Origin of the sequence: Streptomyces griseorubiginosus, assembly GCF_036345115.1 — a bacterium.
In the GTDB taxonomy this organism is placed as follows: Bacteria; Actinomycetota; Actinomycetes; order Streptomycetales; family Streptomycetaceae; genus Streptomyces; species Streptomyces griseorubiginosus_C.
Map to the genome: position 1 here is coordinate 7,066,103 of NZ_CP107766.1, position 20,488 is coordinate 7,086,590.

The 20,488-nt window shown below is 71.2% G+C and carries 22 protein-coding genes and 1 riboswitch; of the genes, 9 read left to right on the forward strand and 13 right to left on the reverse strand.

Translation table 11 applies throughout. The features are described 5' to 3' along the window. Positions 1-86 precede the first annotated feature (86 nt). The gene (locus OHN19_RS43995; RefSeq protein ID WP_071528813.1) at positions 87-143 is read right to left on the reverse strand and encodes a trp operon leader peptide; all 57 of its coding nucleotides are present in this window, start codon (positions 141-143) and stop codon (positions 87-89) included. 96 nt (positions 144-239) lie between these two features. Here OHN19_RS43995 and OHN19_RS31890 point away from each other — a divergent pair, with 96 nt between their 5' ends. Together OHN19_RS31890 and OHN19_RS31895 are read left to right on the forward strand one after the other, a co-directional pair. Beyond that, positions 240-1,592 carry a class II 3-deoxy-7-phosphoheptulonate synthase gene (locus OHN19_RS31890; protein ID WP_330267510.1) on the forward strand — a complete coding sequence of 451 codons (1,353 nt, stop codon included), beginning with the start codon at positions 240-242 and terminating at the stop codon, positions 1,590-1,592. A gap of 122 nt (positions 1,593-1,714) precedes the next feature. Then, complete coding sequence (locus OHN19_RS31895) at positions 1,715-1,933, forward strand: (2Fe-2S)-binding protein (RefSeq protein ID WP_330267511.1); 219 nt, start codon at positions 1,715-1,717, stop codon at positions 1,931-1,933. Here OHN19_RS31895 and bfr read toward each other — a convergent pair. Beyond that, entirely contained in the window at positions 1,930-2,409 is a 480-nt protein-coding gene (gene bfr / locus OHN19_RS31900; RefSeq protein WP_007381448.1) for a bacterioferritin, read from the reverse strand. The two genes, OHN19_RS31895 and bfr, sit on opposite strands and share 4 nt — an antisense overlap. Positions 2,410-2,585: 176 nt before the next feature. Here bfr and OHN19_RS31905 point away from each other — a divergent pair, with 176 nt between their 5' ends. Then, a complete protein-coding gene (locus OHN19_RS31905) occupies positions 2,586-3,218 on the forward strand; it encodes a sulfite oxidase-like oxidoreductase (RefSeq protein ID WP_330267512.1) in 633 nt (210 codons plus the stop codon). Between the two features lie 3 nt (positions 3,219-3,221). Here the strand turns inward: OHN19_RS31905 and OHN19_RS31910 are convergent, their stop codons facing one another. The 6 genes from OHN19_RS31910 to thiO form a co-directional block, all read right to left on the reverse strand. After that, the gene (locus OHN19_RS31910) at positions 3,222-3,710 is read right to left on the reverse strand and encodes a DUF4396 domain-containing protein (protein WP_330267513.1); all 489 of its coding nucleotides are present in this window, start codon (positions 3,708-3,710) and stop codon (positions 3,222-3,224) included. Between the two features lie 74 nt (positions 3,711-3,784). Next, positions 3,785-4,648, reverse strand: a complete 864-nt coding sequence (locus tag OHN19_RS31915; protein WP_330267514.1) for a deoxyribonuclease IV — start codon at positions 4,646-4,648, stop codon at positions 3,785-3,787. A 391-nt stretch (positions 4,649-5,039) separates the two neighbouring features. Beyond that, positions 5,040-6,968 carry a Stk1 family PASTA domain-containing Ser/Thr kinase gene (gene pknB, locus OHN19_RS31920; RefSeq protein ID WP_330267515.1) on the reverse strand — a complete coding sequence of 643 codons (1,929 nt, stop codon included), beginning with the start codon at positions 6,966-6,968 and terminating at the stop codon, positions 5,040-5,042. A 118-nt stretch (positions 6,969-7,086) separates the two neighbouring features. After that, positions 7,087-7,881 carry a thiazole synthase gene (locus OHN19_RS31925; RefSeq protein WP_330267516.1) on the reverse strand — a complete coding sequence of 265 codons (795 nt, stop codon included), beginning with the start codon at positions 7,879-7,881 and terminating at the stop codon, positions 7,087-7,089. 3 nt (positions 7,882-7,884) lie between these two features. After that, positions 7,885-8,085, reverse strand: a complete 201-nt coding sequence (gene thiS, locus OHN19_RS31930; RefSeq protein WP_330267517.1) for a sulfur carrier protein ThiS — start codon at positions 8,083-8,085, stop codon at positions 7,885-7,887. Next, positions 8,082-9,239, reverse strand: coding sequence for a glycine oxidase ThiO (thiO, locus tag OHN19_RS31935; protein WP_330267518.1), 1,158 nt, complete (start codon positions 9,237-9,239; stop codon positions 8,082-8,084). The genes thiS and thiO overlap by 4 nt, the downstream gene beginning before the upstream one ends. Next, positions 9,237-9,349, reverse strand: a riboswitch (TPP riboswitch). (Overlaps the previous gene by 3 nt.) Before the next feature lie 52 nt (positions 9,350-9,401). On the opposite strand from thiO, the gene OHN19_RS31940 reads away from it, so the two are divergent. From OHN19_RS31940 to OHN19_RS31965, 6 genes are all read left to right on the forward strand, one after another. Next, positions 9,402-9,773, forward strand: coding sequence for a hypothetical protein (locus OHN19_RS31940; protein WP_330267519.1), 372 nt, complete (start codon positions 9,402-9,404; stop codon positions 9,771-9,773). A 32-nt stretch (positions 9,774-9,805) separates the two neighbouring features. After that, complete coding sequence (locus OHN19_RS31945) at positions 9,806-11,020, forward strand: FAD-dependent oxidoreductase (protein ID WP_330267520.1); 1,215 nt, start codon at positions 9,806-9,808, stop codon at positions 11,018-11,020. Positions 11,021-11,202: 182 nt separating this feature from the next. Next, positions 11,203-11,574, forward strand: a complete 372-nt coding sequence (locus OHN19_RS31950; RefSeq protein ID WP_123760175.1) for an Rv2175c family DNA-binding protein — start codon at positions 11,203-11,205, stop codon at positions 11,572-11,574. 93 nt (positions 11,575-11,667) lie between these two features. After that, entirely contained in the window at positions 11,668-12,318 is a 651-nt protein-coding gene (thiE, locus tag OHN19_RS31955; protein ID WP_330267521.1) for a thiamine phosphate synthase, read from the forward strand. A gap of 98 nt (positions 12,319-12,416) precedes the next feature. Then, positions 12,417-13,340: a methylenetetrahydrofolate reductase [NAD(P)H] gene (metF, locus tag OHN19_RS31960; protein ID WP_330267522.1), complete on the forward strand. Its 924-nt coding sequence runs from the start codon at positions 12,417-12,419 to the stop codon at positions 13,338-13,340. A 56-nt stretch (positions 13,341-13,396) separates the two neighbouring features. Next, positions 13,397-14,365, forward strand: a complete 969-nt coding sequence (locus OHN19_RS31965; RefSeq protein WP_330267523.1) for a hypothetical protein — start codon at positions 13,397-13,399, stop codon at positions 14,363-14,365. Between the two features lie 15 nt (positions 14,366-14,380). Here the strand turns inward: OHN19_RS31965 and OHN19_RS31970 are convergent, their stop codons facing one another. The 5 genes from OHN19_RS31970 to OHN19_RS31990 all read right to left on the reverse strand — a co-directional run bounded on the left by OHN19_RS31970 (position 14,381) and on the right by OHN19_RS31990 (position 20,484). Further along, positions 14,381-15,889: an NAD(P)/FAD-dependent oxidoreductase gene (locus tag OHN19_RS31970; RefSeq protein WP_330267524.1), complete on the reverse strand. Its 1,509-nt coding sequence runs from the start codon at positions 15,887-15,889 to the stop codon at positions 14,381-14,383. Positions 15,890-15,946: 57 nt separating this feature from the next. Further along, a complete protein-coding gene (locus OHN19_RS31975; RefSeq protein WP_330267525.1) occupies positions 15,947-16,552 on the reverse strand; it encodes a DUF4126 domain-containing protein in 606 nt (201 codons plus the stop codon). Between the two features lie 440 nt (positions 16,553-16,992). Beyond that, positions 16,993-17,625: a TetR/AcrR family transcriptional regulator gene (locus OHN19_RS31980; protein ID WP_330267526.1), complete on the reverse strand. Its 633-nt coding sequence runs from the start codon at positions 17,623-17,625 to the stop codon at positions 16,993-16,995. Between the two features lie 47 nt (positions 17,626-17,672). Further along, on the reverse strand, positions 17,673-19,757 hold the full coding sequence (locus OHN19_RS31985) for a YhgE/Pip domain-containing protein (RefSeq protein WP_330267527.1): 2,085 nt from the start codon (positions 19,755-19,757) through the stop codon (positions 17,673-17,675). Next, positions 19,729-20,484, reverse strand: a complete 756-nt coding sequence (locus OHN19_RS31990) for an ATP-binding cassette domain-containing protein (RefSeq protein WP_330267528.1) — start codon at positions 20,482-20,484, stop codon at positions 19,729-19,731. The genes OHN19_RS31985 and OHN19_RS31990 overlap by 29 nt, the downstream gene beginning before the upstream one ends. Positions 20,485-20,488: the final 4 nt, after the last annotated feature.

A 20,488-nucleotide genomic window follows, 5' to 3' on the forward strand; every position in this document is an offset into this window, starting at 1 on the left:
CTGGTGTCGATAGCGGTGAGGAACGACCCCGGAAACACCGAAGGCCGCCCCTCGGGCGGCCTTCGCGAAGTCTTGCGTACGCGCAGTCAGTGGGCCGCCGGATGAGCGGTCCACCACCAGTTCTGGGTCGAGTGCGCGAACATGGGCGGAACCCTACCCCATGTCCGGGGAGCGGTTCCGGTGTCTCATTTGATGGGCAAGGCGCAGCGGGCCCGACACGACCCCGTAATGTTGAGGCCGTGACCGTGAACGCTAAGACCAGCGCGAGTGCTGGCAACACCTGGCGAGACCTGCCCGCGGCGCAGCAGCCCGAGTACCCCGACACCGAGGCTCTGCGCGCAGTGATCGCGGACCTCGAGTCGTATCCGCCGCTCGTCTTCGCGGGCGAGTGCGACCAGCTGCGCGCCCGGATGGCGGCCGTCGCCAAGGGAGAGGCGTTCCTCCTCCAGGGCGGCGACTGCGCCGAGGCCTTCGACGCGGTGTCGGCCGACCACATCCGCAACAAGCTCAAGACCCTGCTCCAGATGGGCGCCGTGCTCACGTACGCCGCCTCGGTGCCGGTGGTCAAGGTCGGCCGCATCGCCGGCCAGTACTCCAAGCCGCGCTCCAAGGGCACCGAGACCCGCGACGGCGTGACGCTGCCCACCTACCGGGGCGACTCCGTCAACGGCTTCGAGTTCAACGAGAAGGCCCGGATCCCGGACCCCGAGCGGCTGAAGCGGATGTACCACGCCTCCGCCTCCACGCTGAACCTCGTGCGCGCCTTCACCACCGGCGGCTACGCCGACCTGCGCCAGGTGCACGCCTGGAACCAGGACTTCGTGAAGTCGTCGCCCTCCGGCCAGCGCTACGAGCAGCTCGCGCGGGAGATCGACAACGCGCTGAACTTCATGCGGGCCTGCGGCACCGACCCGGAGGAGTTCAAGACGGTCGAGTTCTACTCCTCGCACGAGGCGCTGCTGCTGGACTACGAGTCGGCGCTCACCCGCGTCGACTCCCGCACCGGGCACCTGTACGACGTCTCGGCGCACATGGTGTGGATCGGTGAGCGCACCCGGCAGCTGGACCACGCGCACATCGAGTTCGCCTCGAAGATCCGCAACCCCGTCGGCATCAAGCTGGGCCCGACGACCACGGCCGAGGAGGCGCTCCAGTACATCGAGCGCCTCGACCCGGACCGTGAGCCGGGCCGGCTGACCTTCATCGTGCGCATGGGCGCCGACAACGTCCGCGACAAGCTGCCCGAGCTGGTCGAGAAGGTCACCGCCTCCGGCGCGACCGTCGCCTGGATCACCGACCCGATGCACGGCAACACCTACGAGGCGGCCTCCGGCCACAAGACCCGGCGCTTCGACGACGTGCTCGACGAGGTCAAGGGCTTCTTCGAGGTCCACAAGGGCCTGGGCACCCACCCGGGCGGCATCCACGTCGAGCTCACCGGTGACGATGTCACCGAGTGCGTGGGCGGCGGCGACGAGATCTTCGTCGACGATCTGCACCAGCGCTACGAGACGGCCTGCGACCCGCGGCTCAACCGCAGCCAGTCGCTCGACCTGGCGTTCCTCGTGGCGGAGATGTACCGGGACCAGTGAGTCCCTGAGACGGCTGTGGGGCGCGGATCACATACGATCCGCGCCCCACGCCACTTTTGTGGCCACCCGGCGCCGGGTAAGGTTAGGTTAGCCTTAACGATCCCGGCGGGAGGTGAATCCGCGTGTACGTGTGCAGCTGCTTCGGTGTGACCGAGACGCAGGTCAAGCAGCACGCGGAGAACGGCGCCTGCACGCCGCGCCAGATCGCCTCCGCCTGCAAGGCGGGCACCGACTGCGGTTCCTGCGTACGGCGCATCCAGGCGATCCTCGGCCGGGGGGCCTGCCCGACCAGGGCGGCCGTGGTCGACCCGGTCCTCTCCGACCTCGAGGAAGCCGCCTAGCTCTCCGGCTGTTCGATCAGCTGCGCGATGTAGAGCGCCTCGCCGAGCTTCTCCAGCAGTTCCAGCTGCGTGTCGAGGTAGTCGATGTGGTGCTCCTCGTCCGCGAGGATCGACTCGAAGATGTTCGCCGACGTGATGTCTCCCTTCGCGCGCATCACCTCGATACCGCGCTTGAGACGGTCGATCGCCTCGACCTCGACCTGCCGGTCGGCCTCGAACATCTCCTTGACGGTCTGGCCCACGCGGACGTGGAAGAGCCGCTGGTAGTTCGGCAGTCCCTCCAGGAAGAGGATGCGGTCGGTGAGCACCTCGGCGTGCTTCATCTCGTCGAACGACTCGTGCCGCGTGTACTTCGCGAGCTTCGTCCAGCCGAAGTTCTCCTGCATCTTCGCGTGCAGGAAGTACTGGTTGATCGCGGTGAGCTCGCCCGTGAGCTGCTCGTTGAGGAATTCGATGACCTCGGGGTCGCCCTGCATCGCGGGGCTCCTTCCAACCGTGGGGAACTGGCAGGTTGCGCCGCATCCTCGCACCGGCGAAGAAGATCGTCCAGTAAGTCTTCACTTAGTAAGTAAGGGCATGCTTAGTCCGTTTTGGTATGGATTGAGAGGTGCCTGGTCAGGTGCATCCCCTCGGGTCTGTCAGGATGGAAGGCATGGGTCAGCCGGTGAAGCGCGAGGGTGGAGCAGCGGCGCACTCCGAGCTTCCACCGGGGCAGCGGCTCCAGCGCGGCTGGCCGGTCACGCACTACGGCCCGGTGCCCAAGTTCCGGCCCGAGCGCTGGGAGTTCCGGGTCTTCGGCGCCACCGCGGACGGCGGGAAACAGTGCTGGAACCACGAGGAGTTCACGGCACTGCCGTACACCAGCGTCGTGGGCGATCTGCACTGCGTGACCAAGTTCAGCATGCTCGGCTGCGAGTGGGGCGGCGTCCCCGCCCGCACCATCCTGGAGATCGCTCCGCCCGCGCCCGCCGTCACCCATGTGATGGTCTGGGCCGAGTACGGCTTCAGCTCCAACCTCCGCCTGGCCGACTTCGCGTCCGAGCGCACGATCTTCGCCACGCACAAGGACGGCGAGCCGCTCACCGCGGAACACGGCTTTCCGCTCCGCCTGGTCGTGCCTCATCTGTACGCCTGGAAGGGGCCCAAGTGGGTCCGTGGCGTGGAGTACATGACCGCCGACCGCCGCGGCTTCTGGGAGGAGCGCGGCTATCACAACGTCGGCGACCCCTGGAAGGAGCAGCGCTACTCCTACCAGGAGGAGCCGGGGGACGGTCCGGAGCTGTGAGGCTCAGTGGCCGTGGTGCTCTGAGTGTGCCTGGTGCCCGTGGTGCCCCTGGTGCTGGTGGACCACGGCGTGTCCCTTGCCGCGGCCGATCATCCACTTGTTGACCGGCACGGTCACGACGAACGCGATGGCCAGCGAGATCGCCAGTGACACCCAGAACAGCAGGTCGGCGAGTTCCGCGTCCATGGCGTTCGGCCACAGGGCGATCACCCCGTTGTCGATCAGCTCCATCACGGCGATGGACAGGGTGTCGGCGGCCAGGGCCACCTTGACGGCCGTGCCGAGGCCGAGGCCGGCCTTGAGGATGCCGTAGAGGGTGAAGGAGTAGCCGAAGAAGAAGGCGAGCACGATCGCCAGGACGGTCGTCGGCAGATTCCCCCAGCCCAGCGCGGTGCCGACGACCATGCCGAGCACCTCGCCGATGGCACAGCCGGTGAGGCAGTGGAGGGTGGCCTGAACGGCCGTTCGCCAGCTGGATCCTTGGTGCTGCACGGTTACCCCCAGGGTCGGATGACGGTTCCTGCACTGCGGGAACCGTATACCCCCTGGGGGTATTCCTCAACGTGTCACGCGTCCCGGAGTTTCTTCAGTCGCTCCACGTCCGCCGCGTGGCCCTCCTTGCCGCCGGGTGTCTCGATGATCAGGGGGACGCCCTCGGTCGCGGGGTGGGTCATCAGGGCGCGGAAGGGGTCCTCGCCGATGTGGCCGGAGCCGATGTTCTCGTGGCGGTCCTTGTGGGCGCCGACGACGTCCTTGGAGTCGTTGGCGTGGATCAGCTTCAGCCGGCCCTCACCGACCGTGTCCACCAGCAGGTCCAGTGTCTGGTGCATGCCGCTCGGGCCGGTCAGGTCGTGGCCGGCGGCGAAGATGTGGCAGGTGTCCAGGCAGACGCCGAGCTTCGGGTGGGCGTCCAGGGCGTCGAAGTACGGGCCGAAGTCCCAGGTGCGTGAGCAGAGCGAGGAGCCCTGGCCGGCCGTCGACTCCAGCAGCAGGAACGGGTCGTCGTCGTGGGTGAGCTCGTCGAGCAGCGGGAGCAGGTGCTCGCGGACCTGCTTCAGCGCCACGGAACGGTCCCGGCCGCCGGTGGCGCTGCCGGTGTGCACGACGACGCCGAGTGCGCCGATCTCGCGTCCGCGGCGCAGGGAGTGGCGGAGCGAGTCGACCGACCTCTCGACCGTCGCCTCTGTGTGGGAGCCGAAGTTGATCAGGTAGGGCGCGTGGACGTACGCCGGGATCGCCTCGTCGGCACAGGCCTCGCGGAATGCCTCGTCCTGCTTGGGGTTTCCGGCGGGGGTGGCCCAGCCGCGGGGGTTGGCGACGAAGACCTGCACGGTTTCGGCGTTCAGGTCACGGGCGTAGGAGAGCCCGACGGAGTTCAGACCGCCGGCTACGGGGACGTGGCCGCCGACGGGGTTGCGCTGAGTTGTCACCGGTAAAGGTTCCCATTGGGTGCGGTGCGGGGGTGTTGGCGGGTGCGGCTTGGTGGGGGCGGGCGTTTTGCGCAGTTCCCCGCGCCCCTGGAGGCCTGCGGCGGCCCGCGCGGCTTCGGTGGGGGCGTGTGTAGCGCGTTTCGTTCGGTGGGTGGGTCGGTGCCGGGGTGGGGGGTATCCGTCCTCGGTCCGGCGGCTCGGCCGCTTACGAGGGGCCCTGTAACGGACGCCGGCCGCTGCGGGCGAACACCCCCCACCCCGTCCCCTTCACGCCGTACGCGTCTGCACGAGCGTCCAGATGACCCACCCAGGGGCGCGGGGAACTGCGCGACCAGCCACGACGGACCCGCACCCGCCCGACTACAGGACCCGGCACCCCCTCACGCGTCTCTCAGCGGATCGTGATCGTGATCGTCGAACCCTTCGGTGCCGTGTCGCCGCCCTCCACGGACTGCTTCTTCACCGTGTCGCCGAACAATCCGAGCAGTCCCCGGTCCTCCTCGACCTGGAAACCGGCACCCTCCAGCGCGGTCTTCGCGTCGTCGACGCTGTCGCCCGTGACGTCCGGGACCTCGATCATCTCGGGGCCCTTGGAGATGGTCAGGGTGATGGTGTCGCCCTCGGCGGCCTGGGTGTCGGGCTCGGGGCTCTGGCGGGCCACCTGGCCGGCGTCGTACTCGGAGTTGACCCGCGCGGGGGCGATCTTCACCTTCAGGCCGGCCTCCTCGAGGTCGGACCTGGCGTCGGACAGGTCCTCGCCGGTGACGTCCGGGACGTCGACCGGGGCGCCCTTGCTGACGGTGAGGGCGATCGCCGAGCCGGCGCGCAGTGTGGTGCCGCCCGCGGGATCCGTGCTGATCACGAAGCCCTTGGGGACGTCCTCGCTGAACTCCCGGGTGACCATGCCGGGCTTGAGCCCCTCCGTCTTCAGCCGGGCTCTCGCCTTGGCCAGTTCGTAGCCGTCCACGTCGGGCACCTTGACCGTCTGCGGGCCCTTGGAGACGGTGATCGCCACGGAGTCGTGGTCCCGGATGCGGCTGCCCACTCCCGGGTCCGTGCTGATGACGGTGCCGCGCTTGACGGTGTCGCTGTAGGCGTAGGTGACCTTGCCCGTCTCCAGCCCCGCCTCGTCCAGGCGGTCACGCGCCTGTGCCTCGGTCTTCGCCAGCAGGGCCGGGACATGGGTGAACTGGCCCGAGTTGATGTACCAGACGCCTGCCCCGATGCCCAGCGCCAGCAAGACCGCGGCGATGAGGAGGAGCGGTCCGCGCCGGGTACGGCCTCCGGAGGCGCGGCCGCGCCGGGGCGGGGGTGGCGGGGTCTCCAGGACGCTGGTGCGGTGGACGGGCTCGTCCTCGTTGACCGGGAGCGGCCGGGGCACGGTCAGGGAGCGCGGGATCACGCTCGTGCGGTTCTCCGCGCCCGCGTACTGCGCGGAGAGCGCCTGCGGGGGCACCGCGTCCAACTGCTCGGCGGTCAGCCTGCTGTGTGCCTCGTGGGTCTGCGCGAGCAGCGCCACGGCGTCGTACGGTCGCAGGTCCGGGGTGCGGGCGGTGGCGGAGGCGACCAGCTCGTCCAGTTCGTACGGCAGCCCCGGGACCACCGCCGACGGGGGCGGGACGTCCTCGTGGAGGTGCTTGTAGAGCACTATCGCGGGGGAGTCGCCCTCGTGCGGCTGGCTGCCGGTCAGCATCTCGTACAGGACGACACCGCATGCGTACACGTCGACCCGTGCGTCGGCGATGCCCGGCTGGTCGATCTGCTCCGGCGACAGGTAGGAGACGGTGCCGAGGACCGCTCCGGAGGTGTTGGTCACGTTGTTCACGGACCGCACCAGCCCGAAGTCGGCGACCTTGACCCTGCCGTCGTCCCCTATCAGGACGTTCTCCGGCTTCATGTCCCGGTGCACGAACCCGGCGCGGTGGGCGGCGCCGAGCGCGGCCAGGACCGGCTCCAGGATGTCCAGGGCGGCGCGCGGTTGCAGGGCCCCGCGCTCGCGCAGCACGTCACGCAGGGTGCAGCCGGCGACGTACTCCATGGCGAGATAGACGTACGACCCGTCGGTGCCCTGGTCGAAGACCTGCACCACATTGGGGTGGGCCAGCCGGGCGACGGACTTGGCCTCCCGGATGAACCGGTCGACGAAGATCCCGTCCGCCGCGAGCGCGGGGTGCATCACCTTGAGGGCGAGCACACGGTCCAGACGGGTGTCCAGGGCCCGGTAGACCGTGGCCATCCCGCCGACCGCGATCCGCGCGTCCACGCGGTAGCGGCCGTCGAGCACCTGCCCGACCAGCGGGTCCTGAAGGGTCGTATCCACGCAGGCGAGTGTACGAGCCGAGGCTGACAGTCCATCCGGTTCGGCCGGAACGGGGGCGGTACTGGAGCCGAGCTGTGACGGAGGTCGCACCTGCTCGTGTCCCGAGTCGAACGCGTGTTCAGAATGCTGGACGTTCCGGATCCAGTACGGCCCTGCCCTCCACCGGGGACGACGCCTCGGCGAAGTGCCGCCGGGGAATCCGTCCCGCCCGGAACGCCAGCCGCCCCGCCTCGACCGCGTGCCGCATCGCGTGGGCCATCAGTTCCGGCTCCTGCGCCCGCGTCACCGCCGAGGCGAGCATCACACCCGCGCACCCCAGCTCCATCGCCAGTGCCGCGTCGGAGGCCGTGCCCGCCCCCGCGTCCAGGATCACCGGCACGCGCGCGTGCTCCACGATCAGCTGGAAGTTGTGCGGGTTGCGGATGCCGAGCCCGGAGCCGATCGGGGAGCCGAGCGGCATGATCGCCGCGCAGCCCACGTCCTCCAGCCTGCGCGCCAGGACCGGGTCGTCGTTCGTGTACGGCAGCACCGTGAAGCCGTCGTCGACCAGGGTCTCGGCCGCGTCCAGCAGCTCGATCGGGTCCGGCAGCAGGGTCCGCTCGTCCGCGATGACCTCCAGCTTGACCAGGTCGGTGCCGAGGGCCTCGCGCGCGAGGCGGGCCGTCAGGACGGCCTCACCGGCCGTGAAGCAGCCCGCCGTGTTGGGCAGCACCCGGATGCCGAGCCGCTCCAGGACGGACAGCACCGAGCCGTGCACCGAGGGGTCCACCCGCCGCATCGCGACCGTCGTGAGCTCGGTCCCGGAGGCGACCAGGGCCCGCTCCATCACGTCCAGGCTGGGCGCCCCGCCGGTGCCCATGATCAGCCGGGACGAGAAGGACGTACCGCCGATGACAAAGGGATCGTCGGCCATGGGTCAGCCTCCTTGGACAGCGGTGAGGACTTCCACGCGGTCTCCCTCGGCGAGGGAGGTCGAGGACCACTGCGCCCGGGGGACGACGGTCTCGTTGAGCGCGGCGGCGACCCCGGAGGGCGCCGGGGTCAGGGCCCGTACGACGGTGTCGAGGGCCGTGCCGGGAGCGAACTCGCGCGGCTCCCCGTTGACGGAGATGTTCATGCCGGCTGCTCCACCCGCTCCAGGAACCGCCGCGGGGTGAACGGGCGGGCCACCTCCGGGAGTTCGCCGGTGGTCAGGACGTGCGCCATGGCATCCCCGGTGACCGGCGTCAGCAGCACCCCGTTGCGGTAGTGCCCGGTGGCGAGGAGCAGGCCGGGCAGGTCCGTAGGACCGAGCAGGGGCGCGTTGTCGGGGGAGCCCGGACGCAGGCCCGCGCGGGTCTCCGTCAGCGGCAGCTCGGTGATGCCGGGGACCAGTTCGTGCGCGTCCCGCAGCAGTTCGTACACCCCGCCCGCGGTCACCGTGGTGTCCCAGCCCAGCTCCTCGCTGGTCGCGCCGATCACCAGCTCGCCGTTCTCGCGCGGCACGAGATAGACCTGGCTGCCGCGCACGACGGCCCGCACGGTACGGCTCAGGAAGGGCGCGTACCGGGGCGGCACGGTCAGGCGCAGCACCTGGCCCTTCACGGGCCGCACGGGGGGCAGGAGGGCCTCGGGGACCCCTTCCAGGCGGCCGCTGAGGCTCCCGGCGGCGAGCACGGTCCGGCCCGCGTCCAGTTCGTCGCCGTCCGTGGTGGTGATCCCGGCGGCCCGGCCCCGGACGACCCGCAGACGCTGCGCCCACGCGCGGTGGAACACCACGCCCGCCCGCTCGCACGCGGCCAGCAACGCGCGCGTGAGGCGGCGCGGATCGATCTGGTGGTCGCCGTCCACCCGCAGCCCGCCCCGCACCCCCGGCGCGAGCATCGGCTCCAGGCGGCGGCACTCGCGCCCCGACAGCCACTCCGACTCCAGCCCCGACTGCCGCTGGAGCGCGTGCAGTTCGCGCAGATGGGCGCGGTCGTCGGCGTCCAGGGCCACGGCGAGCGTGCCGCAGCGGCGGTAGCCGAGGTCCTGCCCGGTCAGGTCGGTGAGCTCGGCCGCGAAGTCCGGGTAGCGGCGGGCCGAGGCGAGGTTCAGACCGAGCAGGGTCTGCTCGCCGTAGTGCAGTTCGGTGACGGCGGCCAGCATCCCGGCGGCCACCCGGGCGGCCCCGCCGCCCGGTTCCGGGTCCACCACGGCCGTGCGAAGACCGCGTTGCGCGGCCCGCCAGGCCGTGACCAGGCCGATGATGCCGCCCCCGACGACGAGGACGTCTGACGTACGTGAGGACATGGGCGTCCAGCCCCTCCCTTCGCCGGCATGACCCGGATCAGGTTCGTACGGTCGGAGGCCGCCCAGCCTCCCTCTCAGCCCGGTGCGTCCGGGCTCCCGCGAGTGCTCTACGTTGGCCACCCTAGCCCGACGCCGTATGTCTCAGTAAGGGAGCCTCTTTTCGTGGCACGTTCGCTCGACGGTCTCGTCCTCGCCCCGGTCGTCGACCAGGCTCCCGGTCAGGTGGGTACCCGGACCCGGTTCACGTACCACGAGAAGGACGGGGAGATCTGGGCCGAGTACACGGGCGGCGACGTCGTACGCGGGCATCTGGTCGGCACCCGCGCGGGGGACCGGCTCGACTTCCGCTACGTCCAGCTCAAGCACGACGGGACGACGTCCTCGGGTCACTGTCTTTCCACGGTCGTGGACCTTCCCGACGGCCGCGTGAGGCTGGAGGAGACGTGGGAGTGGGAGTCGCAGCCGGGCAGCGGAACGAGTGTCGTGGAGCAGGTCGGCGAGGTTGTGCAGCAGGTCACGGCGCACGACTCCTGACTGACTGATTGTCAGTTGGCTAGGGTGATCAAATGACCGAGCAGACGCAGGCGCAGCGGCGGGTGGTCGTGGTCGGGGCGGGCATGGCCGGCGTGCAGACCGCGGTCGCGCTGCGCGAACAGGGCTTCCAGGGCACCGTCACGGTGATCGGCGCGGAGCCGCATCAGCCGTACGACCGTCCGCCGCTCTCCAAGGCGGTCCTGCTGGGCAAGGCCGAGGGCTCCGCCTTCGACGTGGACTTCGAGGCCCTCGACATCGAACTGCTGCTTGGCCGCGAGGCGCTGGGCGTGCGCCCCGACACGCACGAACTGGACACCGAGGCCGGGGTCGTGCCGTACGACGTCCTGGTCCTCGCCACCGGCGCCGAACCCATGCGGCTGCCCGGGACCGAGGGCGTGCCCGGCGTGCATCTGCTGCGCACCCTGGACGACGCCGAGCGGCTGCGGCCCGTGCTCGCCCGCCGGCACGACATCGTGGTCGTCGGAGCGGGCTGGATCGGCGCCGAGTTCGCCACCGCCGCCCGCGAGGCGGGCTGCGCGGTGACGGTCGTGGAGGCCGCCGACCGGCCGCTCGCGGGCGCGCTGCCCGCCGAGGTGGCCGCGCCGATGACGTCCTGGTACGCCGACGCGGGGGCCGATCTGCGCACCCACGCGCGCGTGGTGCGCGTCGAGCCCGGTGAGGTCGTCCTGGACGACGGCTCCCGGGTGGCCGCCGACGCGGTCGTGGTCGGCATCGGCGCCCGGCCCGCCACGGCCTGGCTCGCCGGTTCCGGCATCGAGCTCGGCGCGCACGGCGAGGTCGTCGCCGACGAGCGGCTGCGGACCTCCGCGCCGGACGTCTACGCGGTCGGCGACTGCGCCTCCTTCCCCTCGGGGCGGTACGGCGAACGGCTGATGGTCCACCACTGGGACAACGCCCTCCAGGGACCCCGCACGGTCGCCGCCGCCGTCCTGGGCGAGACCTCCGCCGTCTACGACCCGGTCCCGTACTTCTGGTCCGAGCAGTTCGGCCGTTTCGTCCAGTACGCCGGCCACCACGCGGCCGCCGACACGACCCTGTGGCGCGGGGAGCCGTCCGGCCCCGCCTGGTCGGTGTGCTGGCTCCGCGACAACCGCCTGGTCGCCCTCCTGGCGGTCGGCCGCCCCCGCGACCTGGCCCAGGGCCGCCGCCTGATCGAGGCGGGCACGGAGATCGTCCCGGACCTGCTGACGGACCCGGCGAGACCGTTGAAGGCGGCGACTGCGTGAGCGCCGGGTGCCGGCGGCCCCTTTTTCCGCTTTCTGCCCCTTTTGATCCCCGGCGCCGCGTCCGTACGCAGTCGGTCGAACGCGTCCGCGCCCGTCGGTGGACCGGCGTCCAGGCCCCCTGACGGCCCCGCCGGAGGTGCCCCGGCTTCCGACTGTCAGTGCGGGATGGCACGCTTAATCCCGTGACCGAGATTGACGCAAAGATCGATGCTCTCGTCCCCGCCTGGCTCACCCTCCCCGACATCGCAGAGATGCTGGACGTCGAGGTGACGCGTGTGCGGCAGCTGGTCAAGGAGGGCCAGCTCATCGCCGTACGCCGTGGTGAGAACCGCGCGCTGCACGTCCCCGCCGCCTTCATCGACGGGGCCGAGCAGAAGGTCGTCAAGGGCCTGTCCGGCACCTTGACGCTCCTGAGGGACGACGGCTTCACCGACGAAGAGATGCTGGAGTGGCTCTTCACCCCCGACGAGAGCCTGCCCGGTACCCCCGCACAGGCCCTGAGCGAGAATCGCGGCACGGAGGTGAAGCGCCGGGCCCAGGCGCTCGCCGTCTGACCTGACAGCACCGGCGTACGGGCCGGGCCTGCCGGGGCCGCGGCCGCGGTCGAGCGCGGCCCGTACACCACCGAACCCGGGGGAGACTCACGCATGCCCGACACCGCCCGCGCCCAGCTGGCCGACGCCCGTGTCTACCTGTGCACGGACGCCCGCAAGCGCCAGGGCGACCTCGCCGAGTTCCTGGACGCCGTCCTGGCCGGCGGCGTCGACATCGTGCAGCTGCGGGACAAGGGCATGGAGGCGGCCGAGGAGCTGGAGCACCTCGAGGTCCTCGCCGACGCCTGTGCCCGGCACGGCAAGCTCCTCGCGGTCAACGACCGGGCCGACGTGGCCCACGCGGCCGGCGCCGACGTACTCCATCTGGGCCAGGGCGACCTCCCCGTCGCCGCCGCCCGGGCGATCCTCGGCGAGGACGTCCTCATAGGCCGCTCCACCCACGCCGAGCCGGAGGCCGCCGCGGCCGCGACACAGGACGGTGTGGACTACTTCTGCACCGGCCCCTGCTGGCCGACCCCCACCAAGCCCGGCCGGCACGCACCCGGCCTGGACCTGGTGCGGTACACCGCGGCCCTCGGTGCCGACCGCCCCTGGTTCGCCATCGGCGGCATCGATCTGGGCAACCTCGACGAGGTCCTGGAGGCCGGGGCCCGCCGGGTCGTCGTCGTCCGGGCGATCACCGAGGCGGACGACCCCGGTGAGGCCGCAGCGGAGTTCGCGAAGAGGATCCGGCACGCGCTGTAACCGCCTCAGATGTCCGAGGGGTGGACAACAAGTCGACAATCCGGGCAAATTTCCCGGATCCGGTTGGGTGGCCGCCGCCCCCTGACTAACCTTCCGGTATGGCCCTCGGAACCGCATCCACCAGGACGGACCGCGCACGCACCGTGCGCGACATGCTCGCCACGGGCAAGACGACGTACTCCTTCGAGTTCTCGGCGCCCAAGACTCCCAAGGGTGAGCGAAACCTGTGGAGCGCGCTCAGGAGGGTCGAGGCGGTCGCCCCGGACTTCGTCTCCGTGACGTACGGCGCCGGCGGCTCCACCCGCGCGGGCACCGTCAAGGAGACCCAGCAGATCGTCGCGGACACCACCCTGACCCCGGTCGCCCACCTCACCGCGGTCAACCACTCCATCGCGGAACTGCGCAACATCATCGGCCAGTACGCCGACGCCGGGATCCGCAACATGCTGGCCGTGCGCGGCGACCCGCCCGGCGACCCCATGGGCGACTGGCTCGCCCACCCGCAGGGCCTGACCTACGCCGCCGAACTCGTCCGGCTCATCAAGGAGTCGGGCGACTTCTGCGTGGGCGTCGCGGCCTTCCCGGAGATGCACCCGCGCTCCGCGGACTGGGACACCGACGTCACCCACTTCGTCAACAAGTGCCGGGCCGGCGCCGACTATGCCATCACCCAGATGTTCTTCCAGCCGGAGTCCTATCTGCGCCTGCGTGACCGAGTCGACGCGGCGGGCTGCGCGACGCCCGTCATTCCCGAGATCATGCCCGTGACCAGCGTGCGGATGCTGGAGCGGCTCCCGCAGCTCAGTAACGCGATCATCCCCTCCGCCCTGAAAGAGCGGATCCTCACAGCAAAGGACGATCCGGCCGCTGTACGCTCGATCGGAATCGAGTTCGCCACGGAGTTCTGCGCGCGTCTGCTGTCCGAGGGAGTGCCCGGACTGCACTTCATCACGCTCAACAACTCCACGGCATCGCTGGAAATCTACGAAAACCTGGGCCTGCACCACCGACCGCAGGCCTAGACCGGCCGCACGGATATACGACACACTGCGTAGCGGTCACTGGGAGAGGGGCGTACATGGGCTGGACGGTCCTCTACATCGCGTTCGGATTCGTCGCGCTGTGGCTGCTCGGCGAAGTGCTGTTGCAGTACAAGGCGCGGCTGCGCTGGCGGGTGCTCGCCTTCGTCGGCTTCCTGGGCGTGGTCCTCGGCGTGCTGATCTCGCAGGTCGTCGTCATCGGTCTCGGTGCCATCGCGTTCGCGGTCGGCCAGACCTACGTCACCCTGTCGTTCCGCCGCGGCTTCGAACAGGGCTGGGCGGTCAACCCGCCGGCCGCGCTGGGCGGTCTGACCGGCGGCAAGAAGGGCCGCCGGGAGCGCGGCCGCGAGGAGCCCGCGCTGGACGTCTCGGACCTTGACTCGGGTGCCGCGGCCTACGGCGACGAGGCCGGGTACGACCCGTCTCGCCAGGACACCGCCGCTTACGGTCACGACGACGACTACGACCGCGACGACGTCTTCACCCCCGCGCGCTCGGCCACGGCCGCCGAGACCACCTCGGTCTACGAGCCCCAGCCCATGCCCGACGACACCGGTTCCTACGGCGTGTACAGCGATGCCGGCTACGGCGGCGACCAGTCCTACGCCGCCGCGGGCCAGCCCCAGGACCAGTACGCGACGGCCGCCGCCGACCAGACGTACGGCTACGACGGCTACTCCGGCTACGACCAGCAGCAGTACGGCTACGACGCGGGCGGGCAGCAGCAGTACGCCGCCTACTCCGACCCGTACATCGGGACGCAGACCTACGGGACGGGGTCGTACGACACCTCCTACGGCGGTCAGCAGCAGTTCGCCCAGCAGGGCTACGACCAGTACGGCGGGACCTACGGCGGCGAGACGCCGGCCGGCGGGGTCTGGGTGCCGCAGCAGCGCACCGACGAGTACGGCGGCGAACTCCCGCAGGAGCAGCAGTACTACCAGGACAACAGCGGCCAGGGACACCAGAACCAGGGCCAGGGGTACGACGAGCAGTACCGCTTCTGACGCCGGGCGGCTCCCTCACTGGGAGCCGCGGAACTCCGGCCCCTCCACGATCAGCCCGGCGACCAGGGCGCCCGACATCCCGGCGTGGGCGAGCCCGCCCCCGGGGTGCGACCAGCCACCAGCCGTGAACAGGCCTGGTAGGGCTGTGCTGTTGGACGGGTGCAGGGTGCCGTCGCGGCCGGCCAGTGAGGGTGGGGGTACGGCACCGCCTTCGGCCCCCGTCTCGCGCTCGGTGTGAACGGGCGTCCGCACCTCGCGCCACAGAATCCGCTCCCGGAGTCGGGGAAGCGCGCGCTCCGCGGCGGTGACCATCCTGTCCGCGAAGGCTTCGGCAATTCCCGGAGCGGTCCAGTCGAAGCTCCCCTGGGACGTCACGGTCGCCGTCAGCACCACGGCCTCCTGGTCTGCGTCGGGGCGGAGAGCCGGGTCGTCCGGACGGTCGATCTGCACGGTGGGCTCCTCGGGCAGTTCCCCGTGCACGAAGTCGCACAGCGCGCCCTCCGGGTCGGGGCCGTGCACCACCGTGCGGTGCGCGGCGCCCGGCTGCCGAGCCCCGCGCAACGCGAGACAGACCACGATCCGGCCGAGGTGCCGGTTCTCGGCATACGGGGAGACGTCCTTCGGGCCGTAGAGCTCACGTCCCGGCAGGAGCCCGCGCAGCCGCCAGGGCCCGGCGGCGACGACGGTGTCCGCCTCGACGAGCGCCCCGTCGGCCAGCTCCAGCCCTCCCGCGCGACCGTCCTTCTCCAGGACCCCCGTCACCTCGGCGCCGAAGTGGAACTCCACCTTGCGCTGGACGCAACGCTCGTACACCGCCCGCGCCAACTCCCGCATGCCGCCCCGGACATACCAGGTGCCGAAAGCGTGCTCCATGTACGGGAGGATCGCGGCGCTCGCCGGAGCGAGGCCGGGGTCGATGCCGTACGCGAGCGCGTAGCCCTCCAGCAGGGACAAGAGCCGGGGGTCCCGCAGCTCCCAGGCGCCCACCTCGGCCAGGGTGCCGGCCCGCCGGGTGCGCAGGAACTTCTTGTGCGGCACCGACGGATAGGGCTCGCGCTCGGCCAGCACCGACCAGTTGGGCCACAGCGGCTCCTCCAGGAGCGGTCTGCGGGTGCGGTCCCAGGTCTCGCGGGCCCGGATGAGGAAGTCGCCCCAGCGGGCGCCGGCGCCTGCGCCCAGGGCCTCGTCGAGCGCTGCGACGACTCCCGCGCGGGACGCGTTCGGCAGGGACACCTCGGTGCCGTCCGCGAAGACGTGCCGTGACGACGGGTCGACCTGGACCAGCTCGACGACCGATTCCAGCGGCTCCTTGCCGGTCTTGACGAACAGGTCGCGGTAGACCGCGGGGAGCGTGAGCAGTCCGGGACCGGTGTCGAAGGCGAACCCGTCCCGCTCGAACCGGCGCACCGCTCCGCCGTACGTCTCCGTCCGCTCGTACACCGCCACCCGGTGGCCCGCGACGGCCAGCCGGGCAGCGGCCGCCATCGCGCCCATCCCGGCGCCGATCACCGCAATCCTTGCCATGCCTGCGACTTTATCGGCCGCCACTGACAGTTCCGGCCGGTCGGGGTGGGTGCCCCTTCAGGCAGGTGGTCGTGCCGCCAGTTGTCTCTCCTCCTTGCGCTGCGCCCTGCGTCTGCGGAATCTGCGGATCCGGGAGATCAGGAAGTACAGCACCACCAGGCCCGCCAGCAGCAGCGCGCCCGCGATGACCGCCGCCGCCGTGGGGTGGAATATCGCGAACGAGACGATGCCGGCCACCCCCAGGTCCTCGGCCACGCTCAGGGCGATGTTGCTGAAGGGTTCGGGGGAGGTGTTGACGGCCATCCTCGTGCCCGCCTTGACCGTATGGCTGGCCAGCGCCGTCGAGCCGCCCACCAGACCCGCGACCACGTCGTTGAGCGAACCGCTCTGACCGGCGAGCAGCGCTCCGACCCAGGCGCCCGCGACCGGCCGGACCACGGTGTGCACGGAGTCCCACGCCGAGTCGACGTACGGGATCTTGTCGGCCACCGCCTCGCACAGGAACAGCACGCCCGCGATGACGAGGACCTCGGGGCGCTGAAGTGCTTCGGGGACGTCGTCGCTCAGCCCGGTCGCGCCGAACACGCCGAGCAGCAGCACCACCGCGTACGCGTTGACACCGCTGGCCCAGCCGCTGGTGAACACCAAGGGGAGTACGGACACGGACGCGATCGTAACCAGTCGGCCACAGGGCGTCCTGGGGATGAGCACGCAGGACTGAGTATCCGTACCTAGAGGGTGAGATGAGTACGCGCGCGGATGGGCTCCGACCTGCGTGAACGGGAAAGTGGAGGCACGGCGAAGGGGAACGGCTCCGGCACCGGCGACACGGGGCGCCGGAACGGAGCCGCCCCGGACCCGCTCCTTCCGCCGGCCGCGGTCGGCGGGAGCGAGGCACGGGGGAACCCGGAGAGCGGGGGAACGACCGAACGGGGGCCCAACGGGGGGACCGGGGGCACGGGGGAAATCGGGGGATACGGGGGAAGAAGGCGCCGGTTCGAGGTGGCCCGCGGGGGACGCGGCCACAACGGACCGGCGCTTTCGCATGCCGGCGCAGAGCTAATTCCGGATGCCGACCCCGCGCCTTCGCTCGCCGCCCCGCCTCAGCCCCTCCCCCCGCTCACCCTCCCCTGCAACAGCCGGGACAGCGCCGCGTGTACGTCGTCCAGGGAGCGCTCGGGTTGGAAGGACTGCCAGTCCAGGGCGGCCACCAGGACCATGCCGACCAGCGCGGAGGCGGTCAGCGGGACGTCGATCTCGTCGCTGAACTCACCGTTCTCCACGCCTTCGCGCAGCACGCCCTCCACGACCGCCACGGCCTCCTGACGGACCACCATGAGCGTGGACTGCCACGTCCTGTTGGTGCGCCACAGCTCGGCCACGTACAGCTGGGTGAAGGCCGGGTAGCGGTCGATGAAGACGAGGCCCGCGCGGATCATCGCGTCCAGGGCGTCCACCTTGCCGCCGCCCGCGCGTGCCGTCGCTTCCGCCGCCTCCCGCAGAGAGGCGGTGAGCAGGCCCACGCCGTGCCGCAGCAGCTCCTCGAAGAGCACCGACTTGCTCGCGAAGTTGTAGTAGACCGTGCCCTTCGCGACTCCGGCCCGCTCGGCGATCTCGTCGACCGTGGTGGCGGAGAAGCCCTGCTCGGCGATGAGCGTGACGGCCGCCTCGTAGAGCTTCTGCCGGGTGGCCTCGCGGCGCGTGCTGACGCCCGCCGTGGCGCTGCTGCTTTCCATGGTCCTGATTCTCACAGGCGTCAGGGCCCCTGAGGTGGCGGAACGGCTCACAGGGTCAGCTCCGGGTGCAGCCGGTCCAGCGTCCACACCTGACGGCGGCGCGCGGACACGGCGGTCAGCGCGAGGGCGCCCGCGGTGAAGGCGAGGAGCACCACACACGCGTGCCACACCGGAGCGAGACCGCCGCCCGTGATGAGCCTCCGGAGGGCCTCGACGACGTAACTCATCGGCAGGAACGGGTGCAGCGCGTTGAAGAAGCCCGGGCTGGTCTGGACGGGATACGTGCCGCCCGCCGACGTCAGCTGGAGCATCAGGAGGGCGAGGACGAGGATCCGGCCCGCCGCTCCGAAGCGTGCGTTCAGCCACTGGACGATCGCCGCGAAGCACGCCGTCACCAGGAACAGGAAGCCCACGGTTCCGGCCGCGCGGGCCATCTGGAGGCCCACGGCCCAGTGCAGCACCGACATCAGGGCCACCGTCTGGAGCACCCCGATCGCGACCACCGGCAGCCAGCCCGCCAGCGCGATCCGCCAGGCCGCGGCACCGGCGGCGAGCGCCCGCCGGTTCATCGGCGCGATCAGCATGTACGCCACCATGGCGCCCACCCACAGGGACAGCGGGATGAAGTAGGGGGCGAAGCCGGTGCCGTAGTTCGGCGCCTTGTGCAGGTCCTTGGAGACCAGCTGGACCGGGTCGGCCATCACGTCGGTGCGCCGGTCGCGGTCCTTCTTGTCGTAGTCGGGGATCTGCGAGGCGCCGTCGTGCAGACCGCCCGCGAGTTTCCCGGAGCCGTCGGCGAGCTTGTACATGCCGCCGGTCAGGGTGTCGGCGCCGGTCCTGAGCTTGCCCACGCCCTGATCCAGGGCTTGAGCGCCGGTGCTGGCGCTGCCCAGTCCCGAGTGGAGCGTCCTGGCCCCGGCGGCGACCTTCCGCGCGCCCTCGTTCAGCTTGTTGACCTTCGCCACGGCGTCGTCGAGGTCCTCGGAGAGCCGGGGCGCCCGGTCGGCGAGCGCCCTTGCCTGCTCCTGGAGGCCGGCGAGCTGTGCGTCGAGCTTCTTCAGGTCGCCGTTCTGGTCGGCGACCAGGGTGTTGACGTCGTCGGCGACCCGAGCCACGTCTTCGGCTGCCTGAGCGGCCTTCTTGAGGTCGGCGCAGGCCGCGTCCGGCAGGACCGGGTCCGTGCAGCGCGTCTTGTAGACGGCGTTCAGGGTGTCGGCGGCCTTGTGGGCTCCCCGGGCGGCCGCCGGGGCGGTCCTCACCAGGGTGCCGAGGTTGTGGCGGACGGCTCCGGCGGAGTCGGCGACGAGTCGCGCGGTGTCGCCGATGCTCTTCTCGTTGCCGGCGACGAAGGGCCCCACCTTGTCCGCGATCCCGTTGACCCGGTCGGCGAGCGTCTGCGTGCCGTCGGCCACCTGCCGCGCTCCGGCCGCGAGTTCGCCGGAGCCCGAGTCGAGCTTGGCCAGTCCGTCCGACAGCTTGCCGCTGCCCGCCTGGGCGTCCTTCAGGCCCGCGGCGAGATCCTGGGAGCCCTTCTCCGCCTTGCCGATGCCGCCCTCCAGGTCGTCGGCGCCGTTCGCGGCCTTCACGGTGGCGCCGTGGATGTCGGAGAAGGAGATGAAGATCCGGTCCAGGAAGGACCGCGAGGCCTTGGTGGACGCGGCCTGGCGCACCTCGGCGAAGACGGTCCGCGAGATCTGCCCGACGATGTAGTTGTTGGCGTCGTTCGTACGGACCTGGAGCGCGCCCGTCTCGGGGGAGTCGCCCGCGCTGGAGGCGATCCGCCTGCTGAAGTCGCCCGGCATGGTCAACGACAGGTAGTAGGTGCCGTCCTCGACGCCCTTGCGGGCCTCCGCGGCGCTCACCTCGTGCCAGTCGAAGGTGTCGCTCTCGCGCAGCCCCTTGGTGATGTCCTCGCCCGCCTTCAGCCTGTGGCCGTCGGCGGTGGCGCCCTTGTCGTCGTTCACGAGGGCCACCGGGATGCGGTCCAGGCGGCCGTAGGGGTCCCAGAAGGACCACAGGTACAGGGCGCCGTACAGCAGCGGCAGCACCAGCAGGGCCACCAGCGCGGCCCGCGGCAGCTTCCCCCTGCCGAAACGGCGCAGCTCAAGCGCGGCCAGTCGCGGTGATCGCATCGTCCGTCCCCTCACTGGTCTCGTCCTTCTCGGTCTCGGCCCGCGTGGACACCGTCACCGCGCCCTCCGGTGCCTCGCTGCACACCGCCACCACCGTCGTCCCGGCCGCGGCGAGCGACCTGAGCAGTGCCCAGGCCTCGGCCCGCTCGGCGTCGGACAGCTTCAGGTCCAGGTCGTCGACGGCGAGCAGCCGCGGGCGGCCGATCAGCGCCAGGGCGATCGACAGCCGCAGGGCCTCCAGGCGCTCCAGATCGCGTACGGCGGTCCGCGCGGCCTTGGGCAGCGCCTCCAGGTCGAGTCCGGCGGCCGTCAGGGCGGTGTCGATCCGCAGCCCCGCCTCGGTCGTACGCTCGGCGCGAGGTCGCAGCAGCGCGCGCACCGAGTCACCGAACCGGCGCTGGAGCAGGGCCCGTTCGCGCAGGTGCTCCCCGACGGTCAGGGCGGGGTCGAGGTCGGTGACCCCGGCGACGTTCGACGGCGCGCTGATCCGGCGTACCGCCGCGAGCTGCTTGGGCAGTCGCGCCCCGCCCACGGTGGCCGTCCCCTCGGTGGCCTTCATCCGTCCGGTGAGCGCGAGCAGCAGACTCGTGCGGCCGGACCCCGAAGGCCCCTCGACGGCGATCAGCGCACCGGACTCCGCGGCGAGGTCGATCCCGCGGAACGCCCAGCCGCGAGGGCCCTTCAACCCGAACCCCTCGGCCGTGACAGCTGCTCCGTCCACGGCCACCCCC

Excerpts from the sequence above, each read along its gene's own strand:
- OHN19_RS31985 (WP_330267527.1), bottom strand. The coding sequence starts at position 19,757 with ATGCGATCACCGCGACTGGCCGCGCTTGAGCTGCGCCGTTTCGGCAGG.
- thiE (WP_330267521.1), top strand. The coding sequence starts at position 11,668 with ATGCCCGACACCGCCCGCGCCCAGCTGGCCGACGCCCGTGTCTACCTG.
- OHN19_RS31965 (WP_330267523.1), top strand. The coding sequence starts at position 13,397 with ATGGGCTGGACGGTCCTCTACATCGCGTTCGGATTCGTCGCGCTGTGG.
- thiS (WP_330267517.1), bottom strand. The coding sequence starts at position 8,085 with ATGAACATCTCCGTCAACGGGGAGCCGCGCGAGTTCGCTCCCGGCACG.
- bfr (WP_007381448.1), bottom strand. The coding sequence starts at position 2,409 with ATGCAGGGCGACCCCGAGGTCATCGAATTCCTCAACGAGCAGCTCACG.
- OHN19_RS31980 (WP_330267526.1), bottom strand. The coding sequence starts at position 17,625 with ATGGAAAGCAGCAGCGCCACGGCGGGCGTCAGCACGCGCCGCGAGGCC.
- OHN19_RS31925 (WP_330267516.1), bottom strand. The coding sequence starts at position 7,881 with ATGGCCGACGATCCCTTTGTCATCGGCGGTACGTCCTTCTCGTCCCGG.
- OHN19_RS31945 (WP_330267520.1), top strand. The coding sequence starts at position 9,806 with ATGACCGAGCAGACGCAGGCGCAGCGGCGGGTGGTCGTGGTCGGGGCG.
- OHN19_RS31970 (WP_330267524.1), bottom strand. The coding sequence starts at position 15,889 with ATGGCAAGGATTGCGGTGATCGGCGCCGGGATGGGCGCGATGGCGGCC.
- metF (WP_330267522.1), top strand. The coding sequence starts at position 12,417 with ATGGCCCTCGGAACCGCATCCACCAGGACGGACCGCGCACGCACCGTG.
- thiO (WP_330267518.1), bottom strand. The coding sequence starts at position 9,239 with ATGTCCTCACGTACGTCAGACGTCCTCGTCGTCGGGGGCGGCATCATC.
- OHN19_RS31905 (WP_330267512.1), top strand. The coding sequence starts at position 2,586 with ATGGGTCAGCCGGTGAAGCGCGAGGGTGGAGCAGCGGCGCACTCCGAG.